Annotated in this window: 18 protein-coding genes; 9 read left to right on the top strand and 9 right to left on the bottom strand. The window is 67.9% G+C overall.

The window, feature by feature from the left end:
• Positions 1–6: 6 nt before the first annotated feature.
• From QLQ86_RS07995 to QLQ86_RS07980, 4 genes are all read right to left on the bottom strand, one after another.
• Positions 7–462 carry a tripartite tricarboxylate transporter TctB family protein gene (locus QLQ86_RS07995; protein WP_282816500.1) on the bottom strand — a complete coding sequence of 152 codons (456 nt, stop codon included), beginning with the start codon at positions 460–462 and terminating at the stop codon, positions 7–9.
• The gene (locus QLQ86_RS07990; protein WP_282816499.1) at positions 459–1,997 is read right to left on the bottom strand and encodes a tripartite tricarboxylate transporter permease; all 1,539 of its coding nucleotides are present in this window, start codon (positions 1,995–1,997) and stop codon (positions 459–461) included. Before QLQ86_RS07990 ends, QLQ86_RS07995 begins: the two co-directional genes overlap by 4 nt.
• Positions 1,998–2,084: 87 nt before the next feature.
• The gene (locus tag QLQ86_RS07985; RefSeq protein ID WP_282816498.1) at positions 2,085–3,035 is read right to left on the bottom strand and encodes a Bug family tripartite tricarboxylate transporter substrate binding protein; all 951 of its coding nucleotides are present in this window, start codon (positions 3,033–3,035) and stop codon (positions 2,085–2,087) included.
• Positions 3,036–3,194: 159 nt separating this feature from the next.
• Positions 3,195–3,932, bottom strand: a complete 738-nt coding sequence (locus QLQ86_RS07980; RefSeq protein ID WP_282816497.1) for a FadR/GntR family transcriptional regulator — start codon at positions 3,930–3,932, stop codon at positions 3,195–3,197.
• A 121-nt stretch (positions 3,933–4,053) separates the two neighbouring features.
• Here QLQ86_RS07980 and argE point away from each other — a divergent pair, with 121 nt between their 5' ends.
• On the top strand, positions 4,054–5,208 hold the full coding sequence (gene argE, locus QLQ86_RS07975) for an acetylornithine deacetylase (RefSeq protein ID WP_282816496.1): 1,155 nt from the start codon (positions 4,054–4,056) through the stop codon (positions 5,206–5,208).
• A gap of 37 nt (positions 5,209–5,245) precedes the next feature.
• Positions 5,246–5,989 carry a glutamine amidotransferase gene (locus QLQ86_RS07970; protein ID WP_282816495.1) on the top strand — a complete coding sequence of 248 codons (744 nt, stop codon included), beginning with the start codon at positions 5,246–5,248 and terminating at the stop codon, positions 5,987–5,989.
• A 100-nt stretch (positions 5,990–6,089) separates the two neighbouring features.
• Here the strand turns inward: QLQ86_RS07970 and QLQ86_RS07965 are convergent, their stop codons facing one another.
• Positions 6,090–7,790, bottom strand: coding sequence for a DEAD/DEAH box helicase (locus QLQ86_RS07965; RefSeq protein WP_282816494.1), 1,701 nt, complete (start codon positions 7,788–7,790; stop codon positions 6,090–6,092).
• Between the two features lie 422 nt (positions 7,791–8,212).
• Between QLQ86_RS07965 and QLQ86_RS07960 the strand changes: the two genes are divergently transcribed.
• Positions 8,213–8,668 carry a YaiI/YqxD family protein gene (locus QLQ86_RS07960; protein WP_282816493.1) on the top strand — a complete coding sequence of 152 codons (456 nt, stop codon included), beginning with the start codon at positions 8,213–8,215 and terminating at the stop codon, positions 8,666–8,668.
• Positions 8,669–8,931: 263 nt separating this feature from the next.
• Here QLQ86_RS07960 and QLQ86_RS07955 read toward each other — a convergent pair whose 3' ends face one another.
• On the bottom strand, positions 8,932–9,936 hold the full coding sequence (locus QLQ86_RS07955; protein ID WP_282816492.1) for a glutathione S-transferase family protein: 1,005 nt from the start codon (positions 9,934–9,936) through the stop codon (positions 8,932–8,934).
• A 100-nt stretch (positions 9,937–10,036) separates the two neighbouring features.
• Entirely contained in the window at positions 10,037–10,951 is a 915-nt protein-coding gene (locus QLQ86_RS07950) for a LysR family transcriptional regulator (protein ID WP_282816491.1), read from the bottom strand.
• Positions 10,952–11,049: 98 nt separating this feature from the next.
• Between QLQ86_RS07950 and QLQ86_RS07945 the strand changes: the two genes are divergently transcribed.
• The 3 genes from QLQ86_RS07945 to QLQ86_RS07935 all read left to right on the top strand — a co-directional run bounded on the left by QLQ86_RS07945 (position 11,050) and on the right by QLQ86_RS07935 (position 15,833).
• Positions 11,050–11,898, top strand: coding sequence for a pirin family protein (locus QLQ86_RS07945; RefSeq protein ID WP_282816490.1), 849 nt, complete (start codon positions 11,050–11,052; stop codon positions 11,896–11,898).
• Positions 11,899–12,119: 221 nt separating this feature from the next.
• Entirely contained in the window at positions 12,120–13,853 is a 1,734-nt protein-coding gene (locus QLQ86_RS07940) for a peptidoglycan DD-metalloendopeptidase family protein (protein WP_282816489.1), read from the top strand.
• A gap of 126 nt (positions 13,854–13,979) precedes the next feature.
• Positions 13,980–15,833: an ABC transporter ATP-binding protein gene (locus QLQ86_RS07935; protein ID WP_282816488.1), complete on the top strand. Its 1,854-nt coding sequence runs from the start codon at positions 13,980–13,982 to the stop codon at positions 15,831–15,833.
• 31 nt (positions 15,834–15,864) lie between these two features.
• On the opposite strand, the gene QLQ86_RS07930 is transcribed toward QLQ86_RS07935, so the two are convergent.
• Complete coding sequence (locus tag QLQ86_RS07930) at positions 15,865–17,448, bottom strand: L,D-transpeptidase family protein (protein ID WP_282816487.1); 1,584 nt, start codon at positions 17,446–17,448, stop codon at positions 15,865–15,867.
• A 191-nt stretch (positions 17,449–17,639) separates the two neighbouring features.
• On the opposite strand from QLQ86_RS07930, the gene QLQ86_RS07925 reads away from it, so the two are divergent.
• The 3 genes from QLQ86_RS07925 (at position 17,640) to QLQ86_RS07915 (ending at position 19,784) form a co-directional block, all read left to right on the top strand.
• Positions 17,640–18,374, top strand: a complete 735-nt coding sequence (locus QLQ86_RS07925) for a murein L,D-transpeptidase catalytic domain family protein (protein WP_282816486.1) — start codon at positions 17,640–17,642, stop codon at positions 18,372–18,374.
• A 177-nt stretch (positions 18,375–18,551) separates the two neighbouring features.
• Positions 18,552–19,238, top strand: a complete 687-nt coding sequence (locus tag QLQ86_RS07920) for an SDR family oxidoreductase (protein ID WP_282816485.1) — start codon at positions 18,552–18,554, stop codon at positions 19,236–19,238.
• A gap of 51 nt (positions 19,239–19,289) precedes the next feature.
• Positions 19,290–19,784, top strand: a complete 495-nt coding sequence (locus tag QLQ86_RS07915; RefSeq protein WP_282816484.1) for a peroxiredoxin — start codon at positions 19,290–19,292, stop codon at positions 19,782–19,784.
• A 190-nt stretch (positions 19,785–19,974) separates the two neighbouring features.
• Here the strand turns inward: QLQ86_RS07915 and QLQ86_RS07910 are convergent, their stop codons facing one another.
• Positions 19,975–20,376 carry an ectoine synthase gene (locus tag QLQ86_RS07910; RefSeq protein ID WP_282816483.1) on the bottom strand — a complete coding sequence of 134 codons (402 nt, stop codon included), beginning with the start codon at positions 20,374–20,376 and terminating at the stop codon, positions 19,975–19,977.
• Between the last annotated feature and the right edge of the window lie 19 nt (positions 20,377–20,395).

The following is a 20,395-nucleotide window of genomic DNA, read 5'->3' as shown; positions in this document are numbered from 1 at the left end:
TGACTCCTAGAACAGCAGGCCCGTCGGCAGGCGTACATTGAGCACCTCCTTGAAGGTCAGGTAGAAGACGGTGACCAGCCCAAGGATCACCGGCGTCCACTTCAGCAGGCGCTGCCAGGTCACCGGCGTCTCGACCCGGGCCAGGTACCAGGTGAGGGCGTAGAAGGCGACCAGCGTGGTCACCAGGAAGCCCAGTACCTCGACCAGCCCCCACCAGAGAAAGAACCCGGCGATCACGGTGAACAGCCGCTTGGGGCTGCCGGTGATCTCGACCTGGCGACCACCGGGGCGGATCACACCCTTGACGATCAGCGCGACTGCGATCAGGCACAGGAGCACCAGGATGGCCCGCGGGAAGATGATGCTCAGCCGCCCGATGTCCTCGCGGGGCAACCAGAGCACGGCGGCAAACACCAGGCCGACGGTGCCCGCGGCAATGTCAGTATTGAGGCGCAGGATCATGGCGACCTCCCGTCGTCCTCGTCGACCCTGTCCAGCAGCCCCTTGCGCGCCAGCCACATGGGCACCAGCGTGGTCGCGGCCCCCAGCACCACCAGGCCGGCGAGCACCATGGAGAGCGGATTGTGCAGCAACCTCAGCCAGGGGATGGGATCGACGACCGCCGCCATCAACGTCTGCACATAGCCCTCCTCGGCGATCCCGCCGAGGATCAGGCCCAACACGATGGGCGCGGGCTGGATGCCGATCAGGCGCAGGAAGTAGCCGGCGGTGCCCAGGATCAGCATGATGCCGACATCCAGCAGACTGTTGCGCAGGGCAAAGGTCCCCAGGATGGTCACCATGGCGATGCTCGGCACCAGGAAATAGTAGGGCGTGCGGATCACCACGCGGTGGATCAGCCTTCCGCCGAGCAGCCCGACCGGCAGCAGCAGCAGGGCCGCCATCCCCATGGAGAGGATGAAGCCATTGGTCAGCACACCGGACTCGGTGAACAGGTCGAGCCCCGGGCGCAGGCCGTGCATCAGCAGCACGCCGAGGATGATGGCATCCGGCGGCGCCCCGGGAATGCCCAGGGTCAGCAGCGGCACCATGCTGCCCGCCACCATCACGTTGTTGCTCGACTCCGAGGCCACCACGCCGTCGACGTTGCCCTTGCCGAAGCTCTTGGGGTCCCGGGAGAAGCGCCGGGCCTCGTTGTAGGCCACCAGGCTGGTGACGTTGCCGCCGGCACCGGGAATGATGGCGATGATCTGGCCGATCAGGCAGGAGCGGATCAGGTTGACCGGCTTGCCGAAGATATGGCGGGCGATGCTGAGGATGGAGACTTCCTTCTTGCGCAGCTCCGTCTGTCCGGGCAGCGCTCCCCGGCCTTCGGCGGCCATGGTCAGCAGTTCGGGAATCACGAACAGGCCGATGAGTGCCACGATCAGCTCGATGCCCCCCTGCAGCGGCGGGTAGTCGAAGATGAAGCGGGACTCGCCGCCTACGGGTGAGACGCCGATGGTGCTGAGCAGGATCCCGATGCAGCCGCCCAGCAGCCCCTTGAGCAGGGAGTCGCTGGAGAGGCTCGCCACCAGGGTCAGCCCAAGCATCGCCACCCAGAACATCTCCGACGGCCCGAAGGCCACGGCCCATCGCGCCAGCGGGGGCGCCAGCACCAGCAGGAAGATGACCCCGACGATCCCCCCGGCCACCGAGGCGATGGTCGCCGCGGCGATGGCCTCGTAGGCCCGGCCCTGGCGGGCCATGGGATAGCCGTCGAAGGTGGTGGCGATCGACGAGGGGGTGCCGGGGGTGTTGATCAGGATGGCCGTGAAGGCACCGCCGTAGATGGAGCCCATGTAGACCCCGCCCAGGGCCATCAGGCCCTGCAGGGCCTCCATGGAGAAGGTGAAGGGCAGCAGGACCGCCAGCGCCATGGTGGCCGTGAGCCCGGGCATCGCGCCGATGAAGAGGCCCGCCGAGACGCCCACCAGCACGGTGATGACGCTCTCGAAGGTCAACAGGGAGGCCAGTGCCTCGAGGAGCATATCCATGCATCACTCCGTCTGGGGCCATGCGCACATGGCCCCGCTATGACAGGAGAGGAAGGGGGCGAGGAGCCCCCGCGGCAGTAGGAAGGATTACTCGGCGTCCTCGAGGATCGGGCCATAGGCATCGCGAAGCATGCCGATCACCTCGTCGATCTCGTCACCGGTGATGGATTCCATCACGAAGCCCAGCGGTTCCTGCTTCTCGGCGATCTGGCGGTTGGCCTCGGCGAAGGCCTCCTCGAGGGTCTCGACCACCTCGTCCGGGGTCCCCTTGGGCACCGCCACGCCGCGATAGGCGCCGCCGACGATGTCGTAGCCCTGTTCCTTGAAGGTGGGCGCATCGGGCAGCGCCTTGACGCGCTCCTCGGAGGCCACCGCCAGCACCTTGACGCTGTCGGCCATCTCCGTGCCGAGCATGGTGTAGTTGAAGATGCCGGCGACATGGCCACCCTCCAGCGCCCCCTTGAGCGGTCCAGTACCGGAGAAGGGAATGTAGGTCAGGTCGATGTCGGCTTCCTGCTCGAAGCGCAGCATGTCCAGGTGGTTGGCGCTGTAGGTGCCGCTGCCGCCCAGGGTGATCGCCTCGGGGTTCTCCCTGGCATCCTCGACGAGGTCCTCGAGGGTGTCGTAGGGGCTGTCGTTGTGCACGATCAGGGCATTGGGCGTGGAGTGGAAGAAGGTGACGATTCGCCAGTTGTCGGTCTCGTAGCCCGCGTTGTTACGCTGGATCGGCTGGCCGATGATGTGTGGGATATTGACGCCGATGATCTCGTAGCCATCCGGCTCGGCGCTGCTCTGGAACTCGCTCCAGGCCACGGCCCCGCCGCCGCCCGGCCGGTGGGTCACGTTCACCGAGACGCCCAGCACCTCTTCCAGGATCGGCTCCTGGAAGCGTGCCGTGACGTCCGATTCACCACCCGGATCGAAGGGGATGATGTAGGTGATGTCCTCTTCCGGGTATTCGGCATGGGCGGCGCCGGCCAGCCCCACGGCGGCGACGGCCGTCATGGCCAGCACCAGCTTCTTGTACGTGTATTTCATGGCATGCTCCAGACGTTGTTGTGTCGTGATCGTCTCCTGGCAGCCGAGCCCTCTTATTATCGGTGTTGTCCCGCCCGGCTACCGGGCCCCAGCGCCTCGCCCCCCGTCGCTGATGCCCTGTCCCTGAAGCTAGCCGAGTTGTAAAAGTTGTCAAGAACGTCATCCCTCGAAGACCCGTCGCCGAGAATTGCGCAGGTGGCGCTGCATGCACCGGCCGGCCCGCTCCTCGTCGCCGGCCAGGATGCTGTCGTGGATGTCGCGATGCTCCTGCTGGACCTCCGGGACATGGTGCTCCGGGCGCCTCAGGCCGAGCCCGCGTGCCAGGTTCTGGCCATAGGTGATCGCCGCCTCGAGCGAGAGCAGGGTGTCGGAGAAGAAGCGGTTGTGGGTGGCCCGGGCGATGGCGAGATGGAAGCCGAAGTCGGCATCCACCCCCAGGGCGTTATCGCGGATGCGCTGTTCGAGCAGTGCCAGCGCCCGAGTGAGCACCGTGCGGTCCTCGCGGGTGGCCTTGAGCGCCGCCAGGCGGGCGGCCTCGGACTCGACGGCGACCCGGAACTCGAAGCAGCGCTGGATGTCTGCCAGGCTCTCCAGCGGGGCGAACTCGAGCATGGCCCGGTCGGGACGACGCTGGACGAAGCTGCCGGAGCCGCGATGCGAGCGCACCAGGCCATCATCGCGCAACCGGGCCAGGGCCTCGCGCACGATCGGGCGGGACACGCCGTAGCGGCACGCCAGCTGCTCTTCCGAGGGCAGACGCTCGCCTTCCGCAAAGTCGCGGTTGATGATGCGATCGATGATGTCGCCATAGACCCGATCGCTGAGCTTCTCTCCCTTGCGGCATGACTCGCCGCCCGGCGAGCCGTCAGAGGCGCGTTTCTCCACCCGTGAATCCATGGTCGTCTCCTGCGGCTTTCCCACAGCATAAGCTACCCCTCGCCCGGAGAGGAGAGGGGCGGTCCAGCCGCCCGACCAGCCGTGTTAGGCTTGGCCGACACTGTTACCCGGGAGCCTGATCATGACCGCCGCCGAGATACTCGACCGCCTGGTGGGCTTCGCCACCGTCTCGCGGGACTCCAACCTGGCCTTGATCGAATGGGTCGAGGGTTGGCTCGACGACCACGGCGTGGCGCATTGGCGGGTGGAAAGCGACGACGGCCGCAAGGCCAACCTGCTGGCGCGCATCGGCCCCGCCGTGGCCGGCGGCGTGGTGCTCTCCGGCCATACCGACGTGGTGCCGGTGGATGGGCAGCCTTGGTCCACCGACCCCTTCACCCTGATCGACAAGGGCGATGGCCGGCTCTATGGCCGCGGCACCTGCGACATGAAGGGCTTCATCGCCTGCGCGCTGGCGGAAGTTCCTCGCTGGGTGACGCAGGAGCTGGCGACGCCGATCTGGCTGGCGTTCTCCTACGACGAGGAGGTGGGCTGCATCGGCGCCCCGCGGATGATCGAGCGGCTGCTGGCCGACCACCCTCGCCCCGCGGCGGTGATCGTCGGCGAGCCGACCATGATGCACCCGGTAGTGGCCCACAAGGGAGCCACCAACCTGCGCACCACCGTGACCGGCCGCGCCGCCCACTCCAGCCAGGTGAATCAGGGGGTCTCGGCGATCCACGTGGCCGCCCGCCTGGTGACGCGGATCGAGGACGTGATGGCCGAACTCAAGGCCGAGGGGCGCGTGGACGAGGCTTTCAACGTGGTGCACTCGAGCCTGCACGTCGGCAAGATCCAGGGCGGCACGGCGATCAACATCATGGCCCGGGAATGCACCTTCGAGTGGGAGATTCGCCATCTACCGTCGGATCGCTTCGAGGAGCTGCTCGCGCGGGTGAACGACACCGCGGCCGGGCTGGAGGCCGAGATGCGCAGGCGCGCGCCGGATGCCGCCATCGTGACCGAGGCGCTGAACACCACGGTGCCGGCACTCGCCGACGACAACAACGCCGAGGTGCTCGCGCTGTGCCGCGACCTGCTCGACGAGCGCCCTGCCGGTGCCGTGGCCTATGCCACCGAGGCCGGGCAGTTCCAGCGCGAGGGACTCCCCACGGTGATCTGCGGCCCGGGGAGCATCGGCCAGGCCCACCAGCCCGACGAGTATATCGACATCGAGCAGCTCGAGGCGGGCAAGGCCTTCATGGCGGCACTGGGCGAGCGGCTGCAACGAAAGTAGAATGCCGGCTCCCTGCTACCCGCTGCCTGGAGCCCCCATGCCCCGCCTGCTGATCGTCAAGACCGGAGACAGCTTTTCCGACGTGGCTCGCGACCACGGCGACTTCGAGACCCTCTTCCGGCGGGTGCTGGTGGACTCGCCGGCCGCCCCATCGGTGCGGGTTTTCGATGCCCCACGCGCCTCTGTTCTGCCGGATCTCGACGACATCGACGGCCTGCTGATCACCGGTTCCCACGCCATGGTCAGCCACGCCGAGCCGTGGAGCGAGGCACTCAGGCCTTGGCTGGTCGAGGCGCGTGCCCGCGACATCGCCATGCTCGGCGTCTGCTACGGCCACCAGCTGATGGCTGCGGCCTTCGGCGGCACCAGCGACTTCCACCCCGCGGGCCGGGAATCCGGCACCCGCGAGATCGCCCTGACCGAGGCCGGTCGCCGGGATCCCCTGCTGGGGAGCCTGCCGACCAGGTTCCGCGCCCACCTGAGCCACGCCCAGACCGTCCTCACGGCACCGGCCGAGGCCTGCGTGCTGGCGGCCAATGCCCACGACCCGCACCAGGCGCTGCGTCATGGTCCTCGCCAGTGGAGCGTGCAGTTCCATCCGGAGTTCACCCCGGCGGTGATGCGCGCCTATCTCGCGCACCAGCGGGAGGCCCTGCGAGACCAGGGCGAGGCGCCGGAGCGCCTGATCGCCGACGTGACTGCCACGCCCGAGGCAACCGGCCTGCTGTCGCGCTTCGCCCTCCTGGCGGCCAGGGCCCGCGAGACAACGCCCCAGGCCTGAGGCCGGGCGAGGAGCGGATCAGTCGCCGAATGCAAAAGGCCCCCGCACCTGGTGGTGCGAGGGCCTTGGCATTACGGGCCGGGCTCATGCCCGGCCGCGATCAGGCGCTGGTGCGACGGCGAATCGGCGCGTCACCGTCCTGGCGACGACGCGGGGCGCGCTCGGGCGCGCCCTTGTCCTCGCTGATCTCCAGCGGACGACCGGCGACGCGGGCGCGGGCCATCTTGCTCAGAATGCTCTCCGGCAGCGAGCTCGGCAGCTCGACCACCGAGAAGGCGGTGCGGATGTCGATGCGGCCGATGCGGCTGCCCTCGATGCCGCCCTCGTTGGCGAGTGCCCCGACCAGCTGGCCGGGCTTGACGCCATCCTGGTGGCCCACGGCGACACGATAGCGGGTCATGCCCTCACGCGGTGCACTGTCGCGACGCTTCGGCTTGGCGTCGCGCGGGTTGCGGTCGTTGCGCTCGGCACGCGGTGCCTGAAGGCGACCGATGGGCGCCTCGTCGGCACGCGCCATGCGCGCGAAGGCACAGGCCAGCTCGATGGGGTCGTGCCCCTCCTCGATCATCCGCTCGACCAGGGCGAGCTGCTCGTCGGCACCAGCGGTCAGGGCAGCGACCACGCGCTGGTGGAACATCTCGTCGCGGTGGGCGCGGATGGCAGCCTCGTCGGGCACCGCCATCTCGCTCATCTTCTGGCCGGTGGCCTGTTCGAGCCAGCCCACCTTGCGGCCTTCGCGGAAGCCGACGAAGGTGATGGCGATGCCGGTGCGCCCGGCACGGCCGGTACGGCCGATGCGGTGGGTGTAGGCCTCGGCATCCTGGGGCAGGTCATAGTTGATGATGTGGGTCAGGCGCGACACGTCCAGGCCGCGGGCGGCCACGTCGGTGGCGATGAGTATGTCGATCTTGCCACGCTTGAGGCGCGTGATGGTGCGCTCACGCAGGCTCTGATCCAGGTCACCGGAGAGACTGGCGACGTTCATGCCGCGGGCGGAGAGCTGCTCCATCAGGGTGGTGCAGGCGGCCCGGGTACGCACGAAGACGATGGCCCCGTCGACCGGCTCGACCTCGAGGATACGCGCCAGCGCCTCCTGCTTGGCGCCACCGTCGACCCGCACCATGCGCTGTTCGATGCTGGCGGCGGTCCCGACCTTGGACTCGATGGCCACCTTGACCGGATCGACCAGGTAGCGATTGACGATGCGCTCGATCTCGGCCGGCAGGGTGGCGGAGAAGAAGACCCGCTGGGCGTCCTTCGGGGTGTCGGCCACCACGCGCTTGACGTCGTCGATGAAGCCCATGCGCAGCATCTCGTCGGCCTCGTCGAGCACCAGGGCGGAGAGGCCGTCGAGCTTGAGGCTGCCGCGATCCAGGTGATCGATGACCCGGCCCGGGGTGCCCACCACCACCTGGGCGCCACGACGCAGCGCGGAGAGCTGCTCGCGGTACTCCTGGCCGCCGCACAGGGTGGCGACCTCGAGACCCTTGAGGTTCTGGCCGTACTTGCTGAAGGAAACGGCCACCTGCTGGGCCAGCTCGCGGGTCGGCGCCAGCACCAGCACCTGGGGCTCGCGGCGGGTCAGCTCGAGGCGAGACAGTAGCGGCAGGGCGAAGGCAGCGGTCTTGCCGGTGCCGGTCTGGGCCTGGCCCAGCATGTCACGTCCTTCCAGCAGCGCAGGGATGGTCTGCGCCTGGATCGGTGACGGGGTCTCGTAGCCCTGGGATTCCACGGCAGAGAGAACGGCGGGCAGCAGGGCCAGATCGCCGAAGCTCGGCGAGGCGACAGAAGTCGAGGTCATTAATCACACCTTGGTAGGCCGACGGGGCCGGCAGAAATTCAGTGGCGTCCCTGACGCGTGCAACACGCTCAGGCATCCGCGTTCCGTCAAACGGATCGTCAGATGAGGAAATCGGAGTCGGGGACGCCGGTCGCACCTGGCATTCGGTCCACGCCATCGGGGATGGCCCGTGAACCGCTGTGGCGACCATTTGCGCCGATCTCGCCCGGGTGGCGTGATCTCGGTGGCGCTCCATCTACACAATTCGAACGCGCGTGGATCAGTGCTTGCGTCACTGAGCCCGGCGTTTCGGCGCCCACCTGCCTGAGGCAGCGTGGCGTCGTCATGATGGTGGGGTCAACACATGCGAGGAGCGCGCATGCTACCATCGTCGACTGCCACTGACCAGCCTTTTCTAGGCCCCTACCCCGCGGGAGTGCTGCATGCCGAATCTGTGGGTCGATGCCGATGCCTGCCCCAGGGTGGCGCGCGAGATCATCGTGCGCGCCGCCGAACGTACCGCCACACCGACCTGGTTCGTGGCCAACCACGCGGTGCCGCTGCCGCCCTCACGGTGGGTCAAGGGCCTGGCGGTGAGCCAGGGCTTCGATGCCGCCGACAACGAGATCGTCGAGCGCATCGCCCGGGGCGACCTGCTGATCACCTCGGACCTGCCGCTGGCCCTGGAGGCCATCGAGCGCGGCGCCGGGGTGATGACCACCCGCGGCGAGGCACTGGATGCGAACAATATCCGCGCCCGGGTACAGATGAGGGACTTCATGGAGACATTGAGAGCCAGCGGCGAGCACACCGGCGGCCCCGGCGGCTACTCCGACAGCGACCGCCGCGAGTTCGCCAATGCGTTGGATCGGTGGTTGGCAAAGAGCTCTCGTCGCTAGTCCACCTCTGAACGCGAAGCGCACAGATCAGGCCGCCGCTTCGCGACGGATCGCGCTGCCAGCAGCGCTCCCACAAGGGTGCAGAGCCACCGGATCGACTTTCCCCCATAGGCTGAGGAGCCACTGGTCAGGTTGTCGTGGGAGCTTTGCTTGCAAAGCGATGGGGGCGCAGCCAAGGCCGCCGCTTCGCGACGGATCGCGCTGCCAGCAGCGCTCCCACAAGGGTGCGGAGCCACCGGGTAGGCTTTGCGCCTACAGGAAACCTACCCCTTCTCCCGGATCCCCTTGCCCGGTAGCCGTTCGCGATCATGGGGCCGGTCGAGGCCGAGCAGCGGGCCGTAGGGCACGATGCCGGTCGGGTTGATGGTGTCGTGGCTGACATAGTAGTGGCGCTTGATGTGGTCGAAGTCCACCGTCTCGGCGATGCCCGGCCACTGGTAGAGCTCGCGGACGTAATTGGCGAGGTTCGGGTAGTCCTCGATGCGCCTCAGGTTGCACTTGAAATGGCCGTGATAGACGGCATCGAAGCGAATCAGAGTGGTGAACAGCCGGATGTCGGCCTCGGTGAACCACTCGCCGGCCAGATAGCGGTGCTCCGCCAGGCGCGCCTCCATGCGGTCGAGCGCCTCGAACAGCGCCACCACGTGCTTCTCGTAGACCGACTGCTCGGTGGCGAAGCCGGACTTGTAGACGCCGTTGTTGATGTGGTCGTAGACGTCGGCGTTCACCGCATCGATGGTCTCGCGCAGGTCTTCGGGATAGAGGTCCAGGCGGTTGCCGGTCACTTCGTCGAAGGCGCCATCGAGCATCCTCAACATGTCCGCGGACTCGTTATTGATGATGCGTCCCGACTGCGTGTCCCAGAGCGCCGGCACGGTGACCCGCCCCGTGTAGTGCGGGTCGGTCAGGGTGTAGAGCTGGTGGTGGAAGTCCACGCCGTTGAGCGGATCACCGCTCGAGCCCTCGTCCTCCCGATAGCTCCAGCCCTGGTCGAGCATCAGCGGGCTGACATGGGAGACCCCGATGGCCGACTCGAGTCCCTTGAGCCGGCGCATGATCAGCACACGATGCGCCCAGGGACAGGCCAGCGACACATAGAGGTGGTAGCGGCCCGTCTCGGCAAGCAGCCCCGGCTGGCCATCGGGTCCCGGGCTGCCGTCCGGGGTGATCCAGTCGCGCAGCTTGGCGGACTCACGCACGAACTCGCCGCCGTGCTTGTCGGTGTCGTACCACTGGTCGTGCCAGGTGCCGTCGATCAGAAGCCCCATGGATCATCTCCTTGCATGCTGGTGAGCGAGTGCTCGATAACGAGGATGCGCCCAGCATACGGCGAAACCATCGACGCTCAAGCGCAGGTTTTTCGCCCCATCATTCGACGGCTTCGAATGGTTCTCCCGGCGGGCAGGCCGCCACCGCCACCTTCAGGGCCTCGGCAAGGACATGGGTCGCCGGGCCCGCCCGGTCCCGGTCGCGATGGATCAACTGCACCGGATACTCGCGGCTGCCACCGGCGGCCAGCGGCAGCTGCGCGAGACGCCCCTCGGCCAGTGCCTGGCGAAGGCGGGTCTCGGGAATCCAGGCGAAGCCCAGGCCCCGCTCGAGCATGTCGATGGAGGTCTGCAGGTGGCTCACCGTCCAGCGCTGTTCCGCCTTGAGCCAACCGGCATCCATGGACTGGCGCAGCGCGGAGTCGCGCACCACCAGTTGCCGGTGCTGCTCCAGGTCGCGCAGGTCGAGCGGGCGACCCAGGCGATGCAGCGGGTGCTCGGGGTGGGCCACGGCGACGAAGTGCACCCTGACCAGCGGCTCGCCCAGGAAGCCCTGGGCCGAGATGCCCGAGACCACCAGGTCGGCACTGGCGTCATAGAGCATCTCGATGCCGCCGTTGAGCACCGTCTCGTGGAGTTGCACGCGCACGTGGGGATAGGCCGCCGAGAAGGCCTCCAGGGCCCGGGCCAGGGCATCGGGGGGGAAGATCTGGTCGACGGCCAGCACCACCTCTGCCTCGAGCCCTTCGGCCAGGCGCGTCGCCACATCCTCCAGCGAGGCAGCATTCTCGAGCAGCTGGCGGGCACGGCGCAGCAACAGCTCGCCGGCCTCGGTGAGACGCACCTGCCGGCCCACCGGCTCCATCACCGCCACCCCGAGCTGCTCCTCAAGCTTGTGCACGGCGTGGTTCAGGGTCGAGGGGCTCTTGTGGATCGCCTCGGCGGCACGGGCAAAGCCGCCATGGTCGACCACGGCCGCCAGCATCTGCCATTGGGCCAGGGTGACATGGGACATTTCGAATTCCTCGAATTTATAGAGCGAAACGTTGCGCTTAATTTTCGAAAAACCCGTCCTAAAATGCCAGTCAAACCTTTCACATGCGGAGACAGGCCATGGCCCCCACCCACACCACCCGTCAGGTCGACCAGCTGGTGACCAGCCAGCCGAGCCAGGACGGCGACGGCGTCAGGATCCAGCGCATCCATGACTTCGGCGGAGGACTCGACCCCTTCCTGATGCTCGACGAGCTGGGCTCCGACCGGCCGGATGACTACATCGGCGGCTTCCCGCCCCATCCCCATCGCGGCATCCAGACCCTGACCTACGTGATCCACGGCGGCCTGACCCACGAGGATCACCTGGGCCACTCGAGCACCATCCGGGCCGGCGATGCTCAGTGGATGCACACCGGCCGCGGGATCATCCATTCGGAGATGCCGCTGACCGACCAGCAGGGCCTCCATGCCTTCCAGCTGTGGCTGAACCTGGCGGCCCGGGACAAGCTGAGCCCGGCGACCTACCGCGACGTGCCCGCCGCAGAGATGCCGACGCTGAGCGGCAAGGACGCCACCCTCGTCGCCCTGGGAGGGCGCTGGCAGGACGCCGCCGGCGAGAGCGTGAGGGGTCCCCTGGAGGCCTTGGCCGGCCAGGGCGCGGTGGCCCATGCACGGCTGGCGGCAGGCGGCGAGCTGGCGCTGGCCGCCGCGGCCACCACCCTGCTGGTGTACGTCTTCAAGGGCAGCCTCGAGATCGCCGACACCCCGGTGCCCCAGGGCCGACTCGCCCGCCTCGGCAGCGGCGAGCGGCTATCGCTGACCAGCCGCGAGGGCGCCGAGGCCCTGCTGCTCGCCGGCGAACCCCATGGCGAGCCGATTGCCCACTACGGCCCCTTCGTGATGAACGCACACGCCGAACTGGAGCAGGCGCTGAGAGAGTACCGCGACGGCACCCTCACCGGTTGAACGACAGCTACCCGGACCGGGGGTTGAAATTCCCCGGCCCGGCGTGTCCAATGCCCACTTAACAAACAGCGTTCGCGCTCCCGCACCGACGCCCTCTTCCACAAGGGGCGGGTGGCGGTTCATTGCTGTATGTCCGTACAGACTAGGCATCCCATGCATCATGGGGTATGGTTCTGATGCCACTTATTTATCTCCTTTTCATCTGTCACGGCCCGTTACCCATGATGCGAATCCTCCATTCGCTGCCCCGCACCCACAAGCTGTTGCTGTTACCCGTTGCCACCATGGTCACCGTGCTGGGCGCACAGAAGATCGTCACCTCCTTCGAAGATGTCCAGCGTGACAGCCAGACGCTCGACACCGTTCTTGTCCCCCTCGAGGCCGATGCCAGCCCTGGTCTGCCCTCGCTGCGCACGGAGCGGACGCCGGTCGCCGATGCCATCGAGATGGCCAGCCGTGCCCTCGACGCCACACGAGGCCATGTCCCGCTCTCCGAGCTCACCGCCTCGGAAATCGTCGATATCGACCTGGTCAGCTCGGCCAAGGCCAGCCGTGCCGACCCCGGGATTCCCGAGACCCTCGCCCTGCCCGCCCAGCGCCCCGGCGCCCAGCAGGGTGACACCGGGATACTGACGGATGGCGTTGCCAGCCTCGATGATGGGGCCCTGCACATGGCCGTGGTCATCGGGACCATCGCCGGCGGCATGCTCGATCACGATGGCGGGCTGGTGGCCGATGCCACCTCCTACGAGGAGATCTCCGAGGACGAGCTCGAACTGTTCGACGAGGGGCCGATCCAGCTGGAGGAGGAGATTGCCGCCAGCGAGCCCTTCGTGCCGGAGTGGACCACCTACGAGGTCCAGGCGGGCGATACCTTCGCGATCATGGCGCAGAAGCACCTCGGCATGGGCTACCGCGAGGTGATGAACCTGCTGGAGGGCCTGCCCGAGCCTCGGCTCCTGACCCACTGGCGGCAGGGCAACCGCTTCGAGTACCAGCTCGACGAAGAGGGTCGCCTGCTCGCGCTGCGCCTGATGAAGAACGCCCGGGACGGCTTCCTGGTCGAGCGGCAGGAGGAGGGCTTCGAGGTCGCCACCATCGAACGCGCCGGCGAGGCCACCCAGCGCCTCTTCGCCGGCAGCATCAGCGGCAGCTTCGCACGCTCGGCCAAGGCCACCGGCCTGACCAGCGCCGAGGTCTCGGAACTCTCCCGGGTCCTGGAAAAGAAACTCGACTTCCGCCGCGACACCCGTCGCGGCGATCGTTTTCAGGTGCTGGTGGAGTCCGACATCATCGACGGCGAGAGCCTCGACCCACGGGTGCTGGCGGTGGAGTACGCAGGCGAGCGCATGAATCTCACCCTCGTGCGCAACGCGGATGACAATCGCTTCTACACGCCGGACGGCGAGAGCCTCGACCCGGCCTTCAACCGTTACCCCTTCGACGGTCGCTACCGGCTGAGCTCGCACTTCAATCCGCGCCGCAAGCACCCGGTCACCGGCCGCATCAGTCCCCACAAGGGCACCGACTTCGCCATGCCGATCGGCACCGCCGTCCAGTCGCCCGCCAACGGCCGCGTGGAGAAGGTCGGTAACCATCCGGCGGCCGGCCGCTACGTGGTGATCCGCCATGACAATGGCTACAAGACCCGCTACCTGCACCTCTCCAAGCCCCTGGTCAGCAACGGCCAGCGCGTTGCGATGGGCGAGCGCATCGCGCTGTCCGGCAACACCGGGCGCAGCACCGGCCCTCACCTGCACTACGAGGTCCTGGTCAACAACAGCCAGGTGAATGCCATGAAGGTCGCCCTGCCCGAGAACCAGAGCCTCCAGGGCGAGCAGCTGGTGGCCTTCCAGCGCCAGGCAGAGCCCGTGCTGGCCGCCCTGCAGAGCGGCGAGACCGGCACCGTGGTCGCCAGCACCGGCGAGGTGGAAACGACCGACGACGGGGGCTGACCCTCGCCGCCACCGCCTCTCCGCGCCCCGCCCTCGAGCGGGGCGCGGTCGTTCAGGGGTGCCGCGCCTACTGCCGGAGGCCCCACCGGGGTACACTGGCGCCCCCACGGATCGGAGCCCCTCGGCATGTCCTCACCCCATGCCCATCCCCGACCGGCCGCGCCGCCCGAGCGCCGCCTGGCGAGCTTCCTCGGCGTCTTTCGCTATAGCCACCGTGCCCTGGCGCTGGTCTGGCAGACCTCCCGCCCGCTGACCCTGGGGCTCGCGCTCTGCACCCTGGTCGCCGGGGTCCTGCCCGCGGTGGCGGCCTGGATCGGCCAGCTGATCGTCGATGCCGTGGTCGCGGCAATGGCACTGCATCGCGACACCGGGGAGGTCGACTGGTGGGGGGTGCTGCGCTACGTGCTGGCCGAGGCGGGCGTGATCGCCACCATCGCCCTGGCTCAGCGCGGCCTCTCGGCTCAGCAGTCGCTGCTGCGCGCCCTTCTCGGCCAGAAGGTCAACGTGATGATCCTCGAGAAGGCCGGCACCCTCTCGCTCGAGCAGTTCGAGGACTCCGAGTTCTACGACAAGCTGACCCGGGCCCGCCGCGAGGCCTCGACGCGCCCGCTGGGCCTGGTCAACAAGACCTTTGGCCTCGCCCAGAACGCCATCTCGCTGGCCAGTTTCGGCGTGCTGTTGGTGCAGTTCTCGCCCTGGGCGCTGCTGGTGCTGGTGATCGGCGCCCTGCCGGTGTTCATTTCGGAGGCCAAGTTCTCCGGCGATGCCTTCCGGCTGTTCCGCTGGCGCTCGCCGCAGACCCGCATGCAGATGTACCTGGAGACGGTGCTGGCCAGGGAGGACAGCATCAAGGAGGTCAAGCTGTTCGGGCTTGAGCCGCTGCTGCTTGAGCGCTACCGGAGCATCTTCGAGACGCTCTACGACGAGGATCGCCGCCTGACGCTTCGCCGCGAGAGCTGGGGCTTCCTGCTCGGGCTGCTGGGTACCCTGGCCTTCTACGCCGCCTACGCCTGGGTGGTGGCAGAGACCGTCACCGGGAGACTGACCCTGGGCGAGATGACCATGTACCTGATGGTCTTCAAGCAGGGCCAGGCCGCACTCTCGGCGAGCCTCACCGCCATTGGCGGGATGTACGAGGACAACCTCTACCTCTCGAACCTCTACGAATACCTGGAACAGCCGGTGCCCGCCGAGAGGGGCACCCTGACCACGGGGGCACGTCCCGGCGACGGCATCCGCTTCGAGGGCGTGGGCTTCACCTACCCCGGCGCCGAGTCCCCGGCCCTCTCGGGCATCTCGCTGCACCTGCGCCCGGGCGGTAGCCTCGCCCTGGTGGGCGCCAACGGCTCGGGCAAGACCACCCTGATCAAGCTGCTGACACGCCTCTACGAGCCCAGCGAGGGGCAGATCCTGCTCGACGGCAGTGACCTGCGCGACTGGGAGGTCCAGGCCCTGCGCCGGCGCATCGGGGTGATCTTCCAGGACTTCGTCCGCTACCAGATGAAGGTCGGCGAGAACCTCGGGGCCGGAGATGTCGCGGCCTTCACCGACGAGGCCCGCTGGCAAGCCGCCGCCCGTCGCGGCCTGGCCGACGAGTTCATCGCCGGGATGCCCGGCGGCTACCACACCCAGCTGGGGCGCTGGTTCAAGGGGGGCCAGGAGCTCTCCGGTGGCCAGTGGCAGAAGATCGCTCTCTCCCGGGCCTACATGCGCGAGGGCGCCGACATCCTGGTCCTCGACGAGCCCACGGCGGCCATGGATGCCGCGGCCGAGGCAGCCGTCTATGCCGACTTCCGGGAACACAGCCGCGACCGGATGACCATCCTGATCTCGCACCGTTTCTCGACGGTGCGCGCCGCCGACTGGATCCTGGTGATCGACAACGGCGAGATCCTTGAGCAAGGCGACCATGAGAGCCTGATGGCCGCCAATGGCCGCTACGCACGGCTGTTCCGCCTGCAGGCCAGGGGCTACCGCTGAGCCAGGCCACGGCAGCGGCCCCGCTACCGGGTCAGGGGCGGTCCAGGGCCGACAGCAGGGTGGCATCGCGCTGGTAGACGTCCGGCCGGAAGACCAGCTCGCCATCCTCGCCCGGGTGCACCGTCCAGTAGTGCAGGATCACCGGTACGTGACGCTCGAGATGGATGTTGCGGGTCGCGCCCTCGGCGACCAGCGAGGCCACATGGGCGGGGGTGCCGGTATCATCGAAGAGGTGCTGGGCCAGTTCGAGTACCCCCTGCACGCGGATGCAGCCGGAGCTGAAGGCCCGCTGCTCGCTGGCGAAGAGGCCCTGGGCCGGGGTGTCGTGCAGGTAGACGAGGTGATTGTTGGGGAAGCGCAGCACGACGCGTCCCAGGGCGTTCTGCGGGCCGGGCCGCTGGCGAAGCATGACGTTGCCGGGCCGTGACCAGTCGACCTCGCGCGGATCGAGTCGCTGGCCGGAAGGCCCCAGCACCATGAGGTCCTCCCGCCACAGGTAGCCGAGGTCGCGGCGCACCTTGGGCAGCACGTCCTCGCGCAGGATAGTCGGCGGCACCGTCCAGGTGGGGTTGAGGGTCAGGTGAGTGATCGCCGAGCGCAGAGAGGGAGTGCGGCGGTAGGGCCGTCCCACCACGATGCGCGATCGCCACACCCCGCCGTCGGGACGGAAGTAGCTGATCCGGTAGCCGGCGATGTCCACCAGCACGAAGGAGTCCGGCAGCCCGTGGAGCAGCCAGCGGGCGCGCTCCAGGTTGACCCGGATCTGGGCGATGCGCTCGTCCACCGGCACGTTCAGGGCCTCCCGGGTACGGGGACCGACGATGCCGTCCGGCTCGAGCAGGTGGCGACGCTGAAAACGCTTCACGGCCGCCACCAGGGCGTCATTGTAGCGACGTGGCGCCACGTCAGCCGACTCGTCCCCGGCAAAGAGATCGGCCACCATCACCTCCAGCTCGCCGATGATCGCCAGGCGCTCGCGCAGCAGCGGCACATCGTCGTGGAGGTCGCCCGGGCGCAGCGATTGCTGGCGGGCCGGCAGCCTCGGCCAGCCGCCCTGTCGCTCGATGTGGCGGTAGCGGGACAGCCCTGCGCGCAGGCGCTCGTAGGGAACCGCCGAAGGACGCGCCTGGGCGAAGGCCCGCTCGACGCGCCGGGCATCCACCGCCCGCGAGACCGCCGCCAGGTCCAGGGGTGGCGCATCGATGGGCACCTCCCAGTCCGGGTCGATGCGGTGGGGATCCACCTTGCCGCGCTGGAGATGACGCAGGGCCGTCAGCAGGGCACGGCTGGCCTGCAGGTCGAAGCGTGCCCGGGCGGCCGGCCTCTGCTCCTCGGCCCGCATCTGCCGGTGTCCCGCCACCAGTACATCCGGCCGGTAGTCCCGCGGGTTGAGGCCATCTGCCTCCAGGCTTCGCAGGGCTGCGGCAAGGCCGGTGACGGCCTCGGCCTCCTGCCAGGCGAGCCGCCCCTCACGGGCGGCGTAGAAGTCCTGCAGGGCGGCCTCTTCCTCGGCTAGCCGCTCGGCGAGGGCAACGACCACGGCGGCCTCGCCCTCCTCGGCGAGGGCCCAGCCACTCACCGAGAGCAGCATCCCCACCACGAGAACCAGTGTCATCAATCCTCTGGCTGAGGGCATGGGGTCCTGGCTCCTGCGTTGAGAATGCGGTCTGGTCATCGTGTTGTCCTTGGCCATAATAGTGGTCGACATTGAGCCGCAGGGAAGCCGGCCCCTCTTGCACGTGTTCCCCTCGCCGTCCAGGAATGGCCGACGACCGGGCCCAGCATGCCACACGACAGGTTTCCCTAATGCCCACACCCTTCCTGAATCGATGGCTTCCCGGCATCGCCCTGTGCAGCGGACTGCTCCTGGGCACGCCGGCCACCCTGGCCGGCGACGACTTCCTGGCCCAGGCCTACAAGCCGGATACGCTGCGCCAGTTCTCTCTCGACCAGACCCTGACCCGGCTGGCGCCCGATGCGGACCCCCGGGTCCTGCGCCTGGCGGCCCGTGCACTCTCCTGCGCCGACCCCGACGCCAAACGGCTGGCGGTGATCGACTTCTCGCTGCCTTCCACCGAGCCGCGCCTCTGGGTGTTCGACCTTCAGCGCCGCCGGCTGTTGTTCGAGGAACTGGTCTCCCACGGCCAGGGTTCCGGCAATGCCATGGCCGAGACCTTCTCCAACGTCCCGGAAAGCCACCAGTCCAGCATCGGTCTGTTCCGCACCATGAACAGCTACCGGGGCCGTAACGGCTACTCGCTCCGCCTGGAGGGCCTCGAGCCCGGCGTCAACGACCTGGCCTACCAGCGCGCCATCGTCATCCACGGCGCCGACTACGTCAGCGAGGCCTTCATTGAGCAGACCGGCCGCCTCGGCCGCAGCCACGGCTGCCCGGCGGTTCGCCAGAAGGTTGCCGCACCGCTGATCGACAGCATCAAGGAGGACCAGTACCTGTTCACCTACTACCCCGATCCGGAATGGCTGGCGAGCTCGGACTTCTTCCACTGTGACCGGGATGAGGCGCAACTGGCCCTGAACTGACCCGCGTCCTGCCATGATGCCACCGCCGGCGGCACCATGGCAGGACACACCGGTACCGGGCACGACTCCGATATCCTCGATACCGACTGGCGGTGTTGCGTTGAGCGCCAGGATTGCAGCCGTGTCCTGGCCTGGGCCATGCTGGAAATTCACGGGTCACTGGCACAGGAGAGGACGATGCAGCATCGTGTATTACTGATTACCGGAGCGTCGAGCGGGATCGGGGCCGCCACGGCACGGGCCGCCTCACGGGAAGGCTACAAGCTGGTGTTGGCCGCCCGCTCCCGAGATAAGCTGACGACCCTGGCCGAGGAACTGGGCCCGGAGAATGTGCTCGCCATCGGCTGCGACGTCACCGCCATGGAGGATCAGCAGGCGATGGTCGAGCAGGCCATGGAACGCTTCGGTCGCATTGATGCCGTGTTCGCCAACGCAGGACGCGGCGGCTCGCCGGGAGGCTTCAGTGGCGCCGACCACGAGGCCTGGCGTGAGATGATCCTGACCAATATCTACGGCGTGGGGCTGACCCTGCAGGCCACCCTGCCGGCACTGCGCCGCAGCCGTGGCCATGTGCTGCTGACAGGCTCGGCCGCCGGCCGCACCACCATACCCGGCTCCATGTACGGCGCCACCAAGTGGGCGGTGAGCGGGATCGGCTACAACCTGCGTGAGGAGCTACGCGGCAGCGGCATCCGCGTGACCCTGATCGAGCCCGGCATGGTGAATACCCCCTTCTTCGACGACCCCCCGGAGCACGCCCTGGAAGACCGTGACATCGCCAACGCGGTGACCTATGCCCTGGGTCAGCCGGAACACGTGGATGTCAACGAGATCCTTATTCGTCCCACGCCCCCGCTGGCATGACCCTCACCTCGGCACACGAACAACGCTCAAATCAACCAAAAGGCCTACCCCATGACACTCTCGATCGGTGACAGGATTCCGGACATCACCCTCAAGACCAACGGCCCCGATGGGCCACAGGACCTCTCCACCGGCGAGTTCTTCGCCGACCGGCGCGTGGTGCTGTTCGCGGTGCCCGGCGCCTTCACGCCTGGCTGCTCCAACACTCACATGCCCGGCTTCGTGGTCCGCGCCGATGACATCCTCGCCAAGGGGGTCGATGCCCTCGCCTGCCTCTCGGTGAACGATGCCTTCGTGATGGGCGCCTGGCAGAAGGACCAGAATGCCCAGGCGATCACCATGCTCGCCGACGGCAACGCCGAATTCACACGTGCCATCGGCATGGACAAGGATGCCACGGCCGGCGGCATGGGCATCCGCAGCCTCCGCTATGCCTTGATCGCCTATGATGGCGTGGTGGAGTACCTCGGCGTCGATACCGAGAAGGGCGTGGTGGACAAGAGCAGCGCCGAGACAATCCTCGACAAGTTGGCCAGTTCCAGCTAGCGCACGCTCTCTAACCGGGCGATGCTCGAGTTACCGCGACTGAACTGACAGGCATGCTTCGGCGGCCGACGGGGCTGCCTTCAAGGATAGGCCAGCCTCCCTGCCGAAGTGATAGTCGGCATCCGCATCGAACTGCCCACCAGGTTCGGGCAGCAAAATGCTCGGATGCACGACCCTGGAGAGGTCACAACTAGCGACTGAGAGTGGACCCATCATCGTCATACAGCGGGTAGCTGCCCTGCTCGTCGTGATCCTCGGGGCCGACCAGGGCCGGCGTGAAGACGCAGAGCACGGTCATCCCCCTCTCACTGCTGAGGACATGCTGCTGGTGCTTGTCCAGGGCATAGAGGACGCCCGGTTTCAGCGCCCACCTGCCCCCCTCGGTCAGGTCTTCAATGCTGCCCTCCCCCTCCAGGCAGATCACCGTCTCCCGGTGGTTGCGATACCACATGCGCAGTTCCTGCCCCGGCTTGATATAGGTCTCATGGACGGAGTGGCCCATCCCGTCGGCGCGAAGCGTATAGCGTCGACTGATGAACTTCTCCTCGTCGATGGCATTCTTTTCGGCGTCCTCATGGGTTCGAACGATCATGTCCGCTCGCTCCTCTCAC

The organism is Halomonas rhizosphaerae, from assembly GCF_030012485.1.
Classification (GTDB): domain Bacteria; phylum Pseudomonadota; class Gammaproteobacteria; order Pseudomonadales; family Halomonadaceae; genus Halomonas; species Halomonas rhizosphaerae.
The sequence above is the reverse complement of the archived record's forward strand: the minus strand, read 5'-3'. Positions and strand labels throughout refer to the sequence as shown.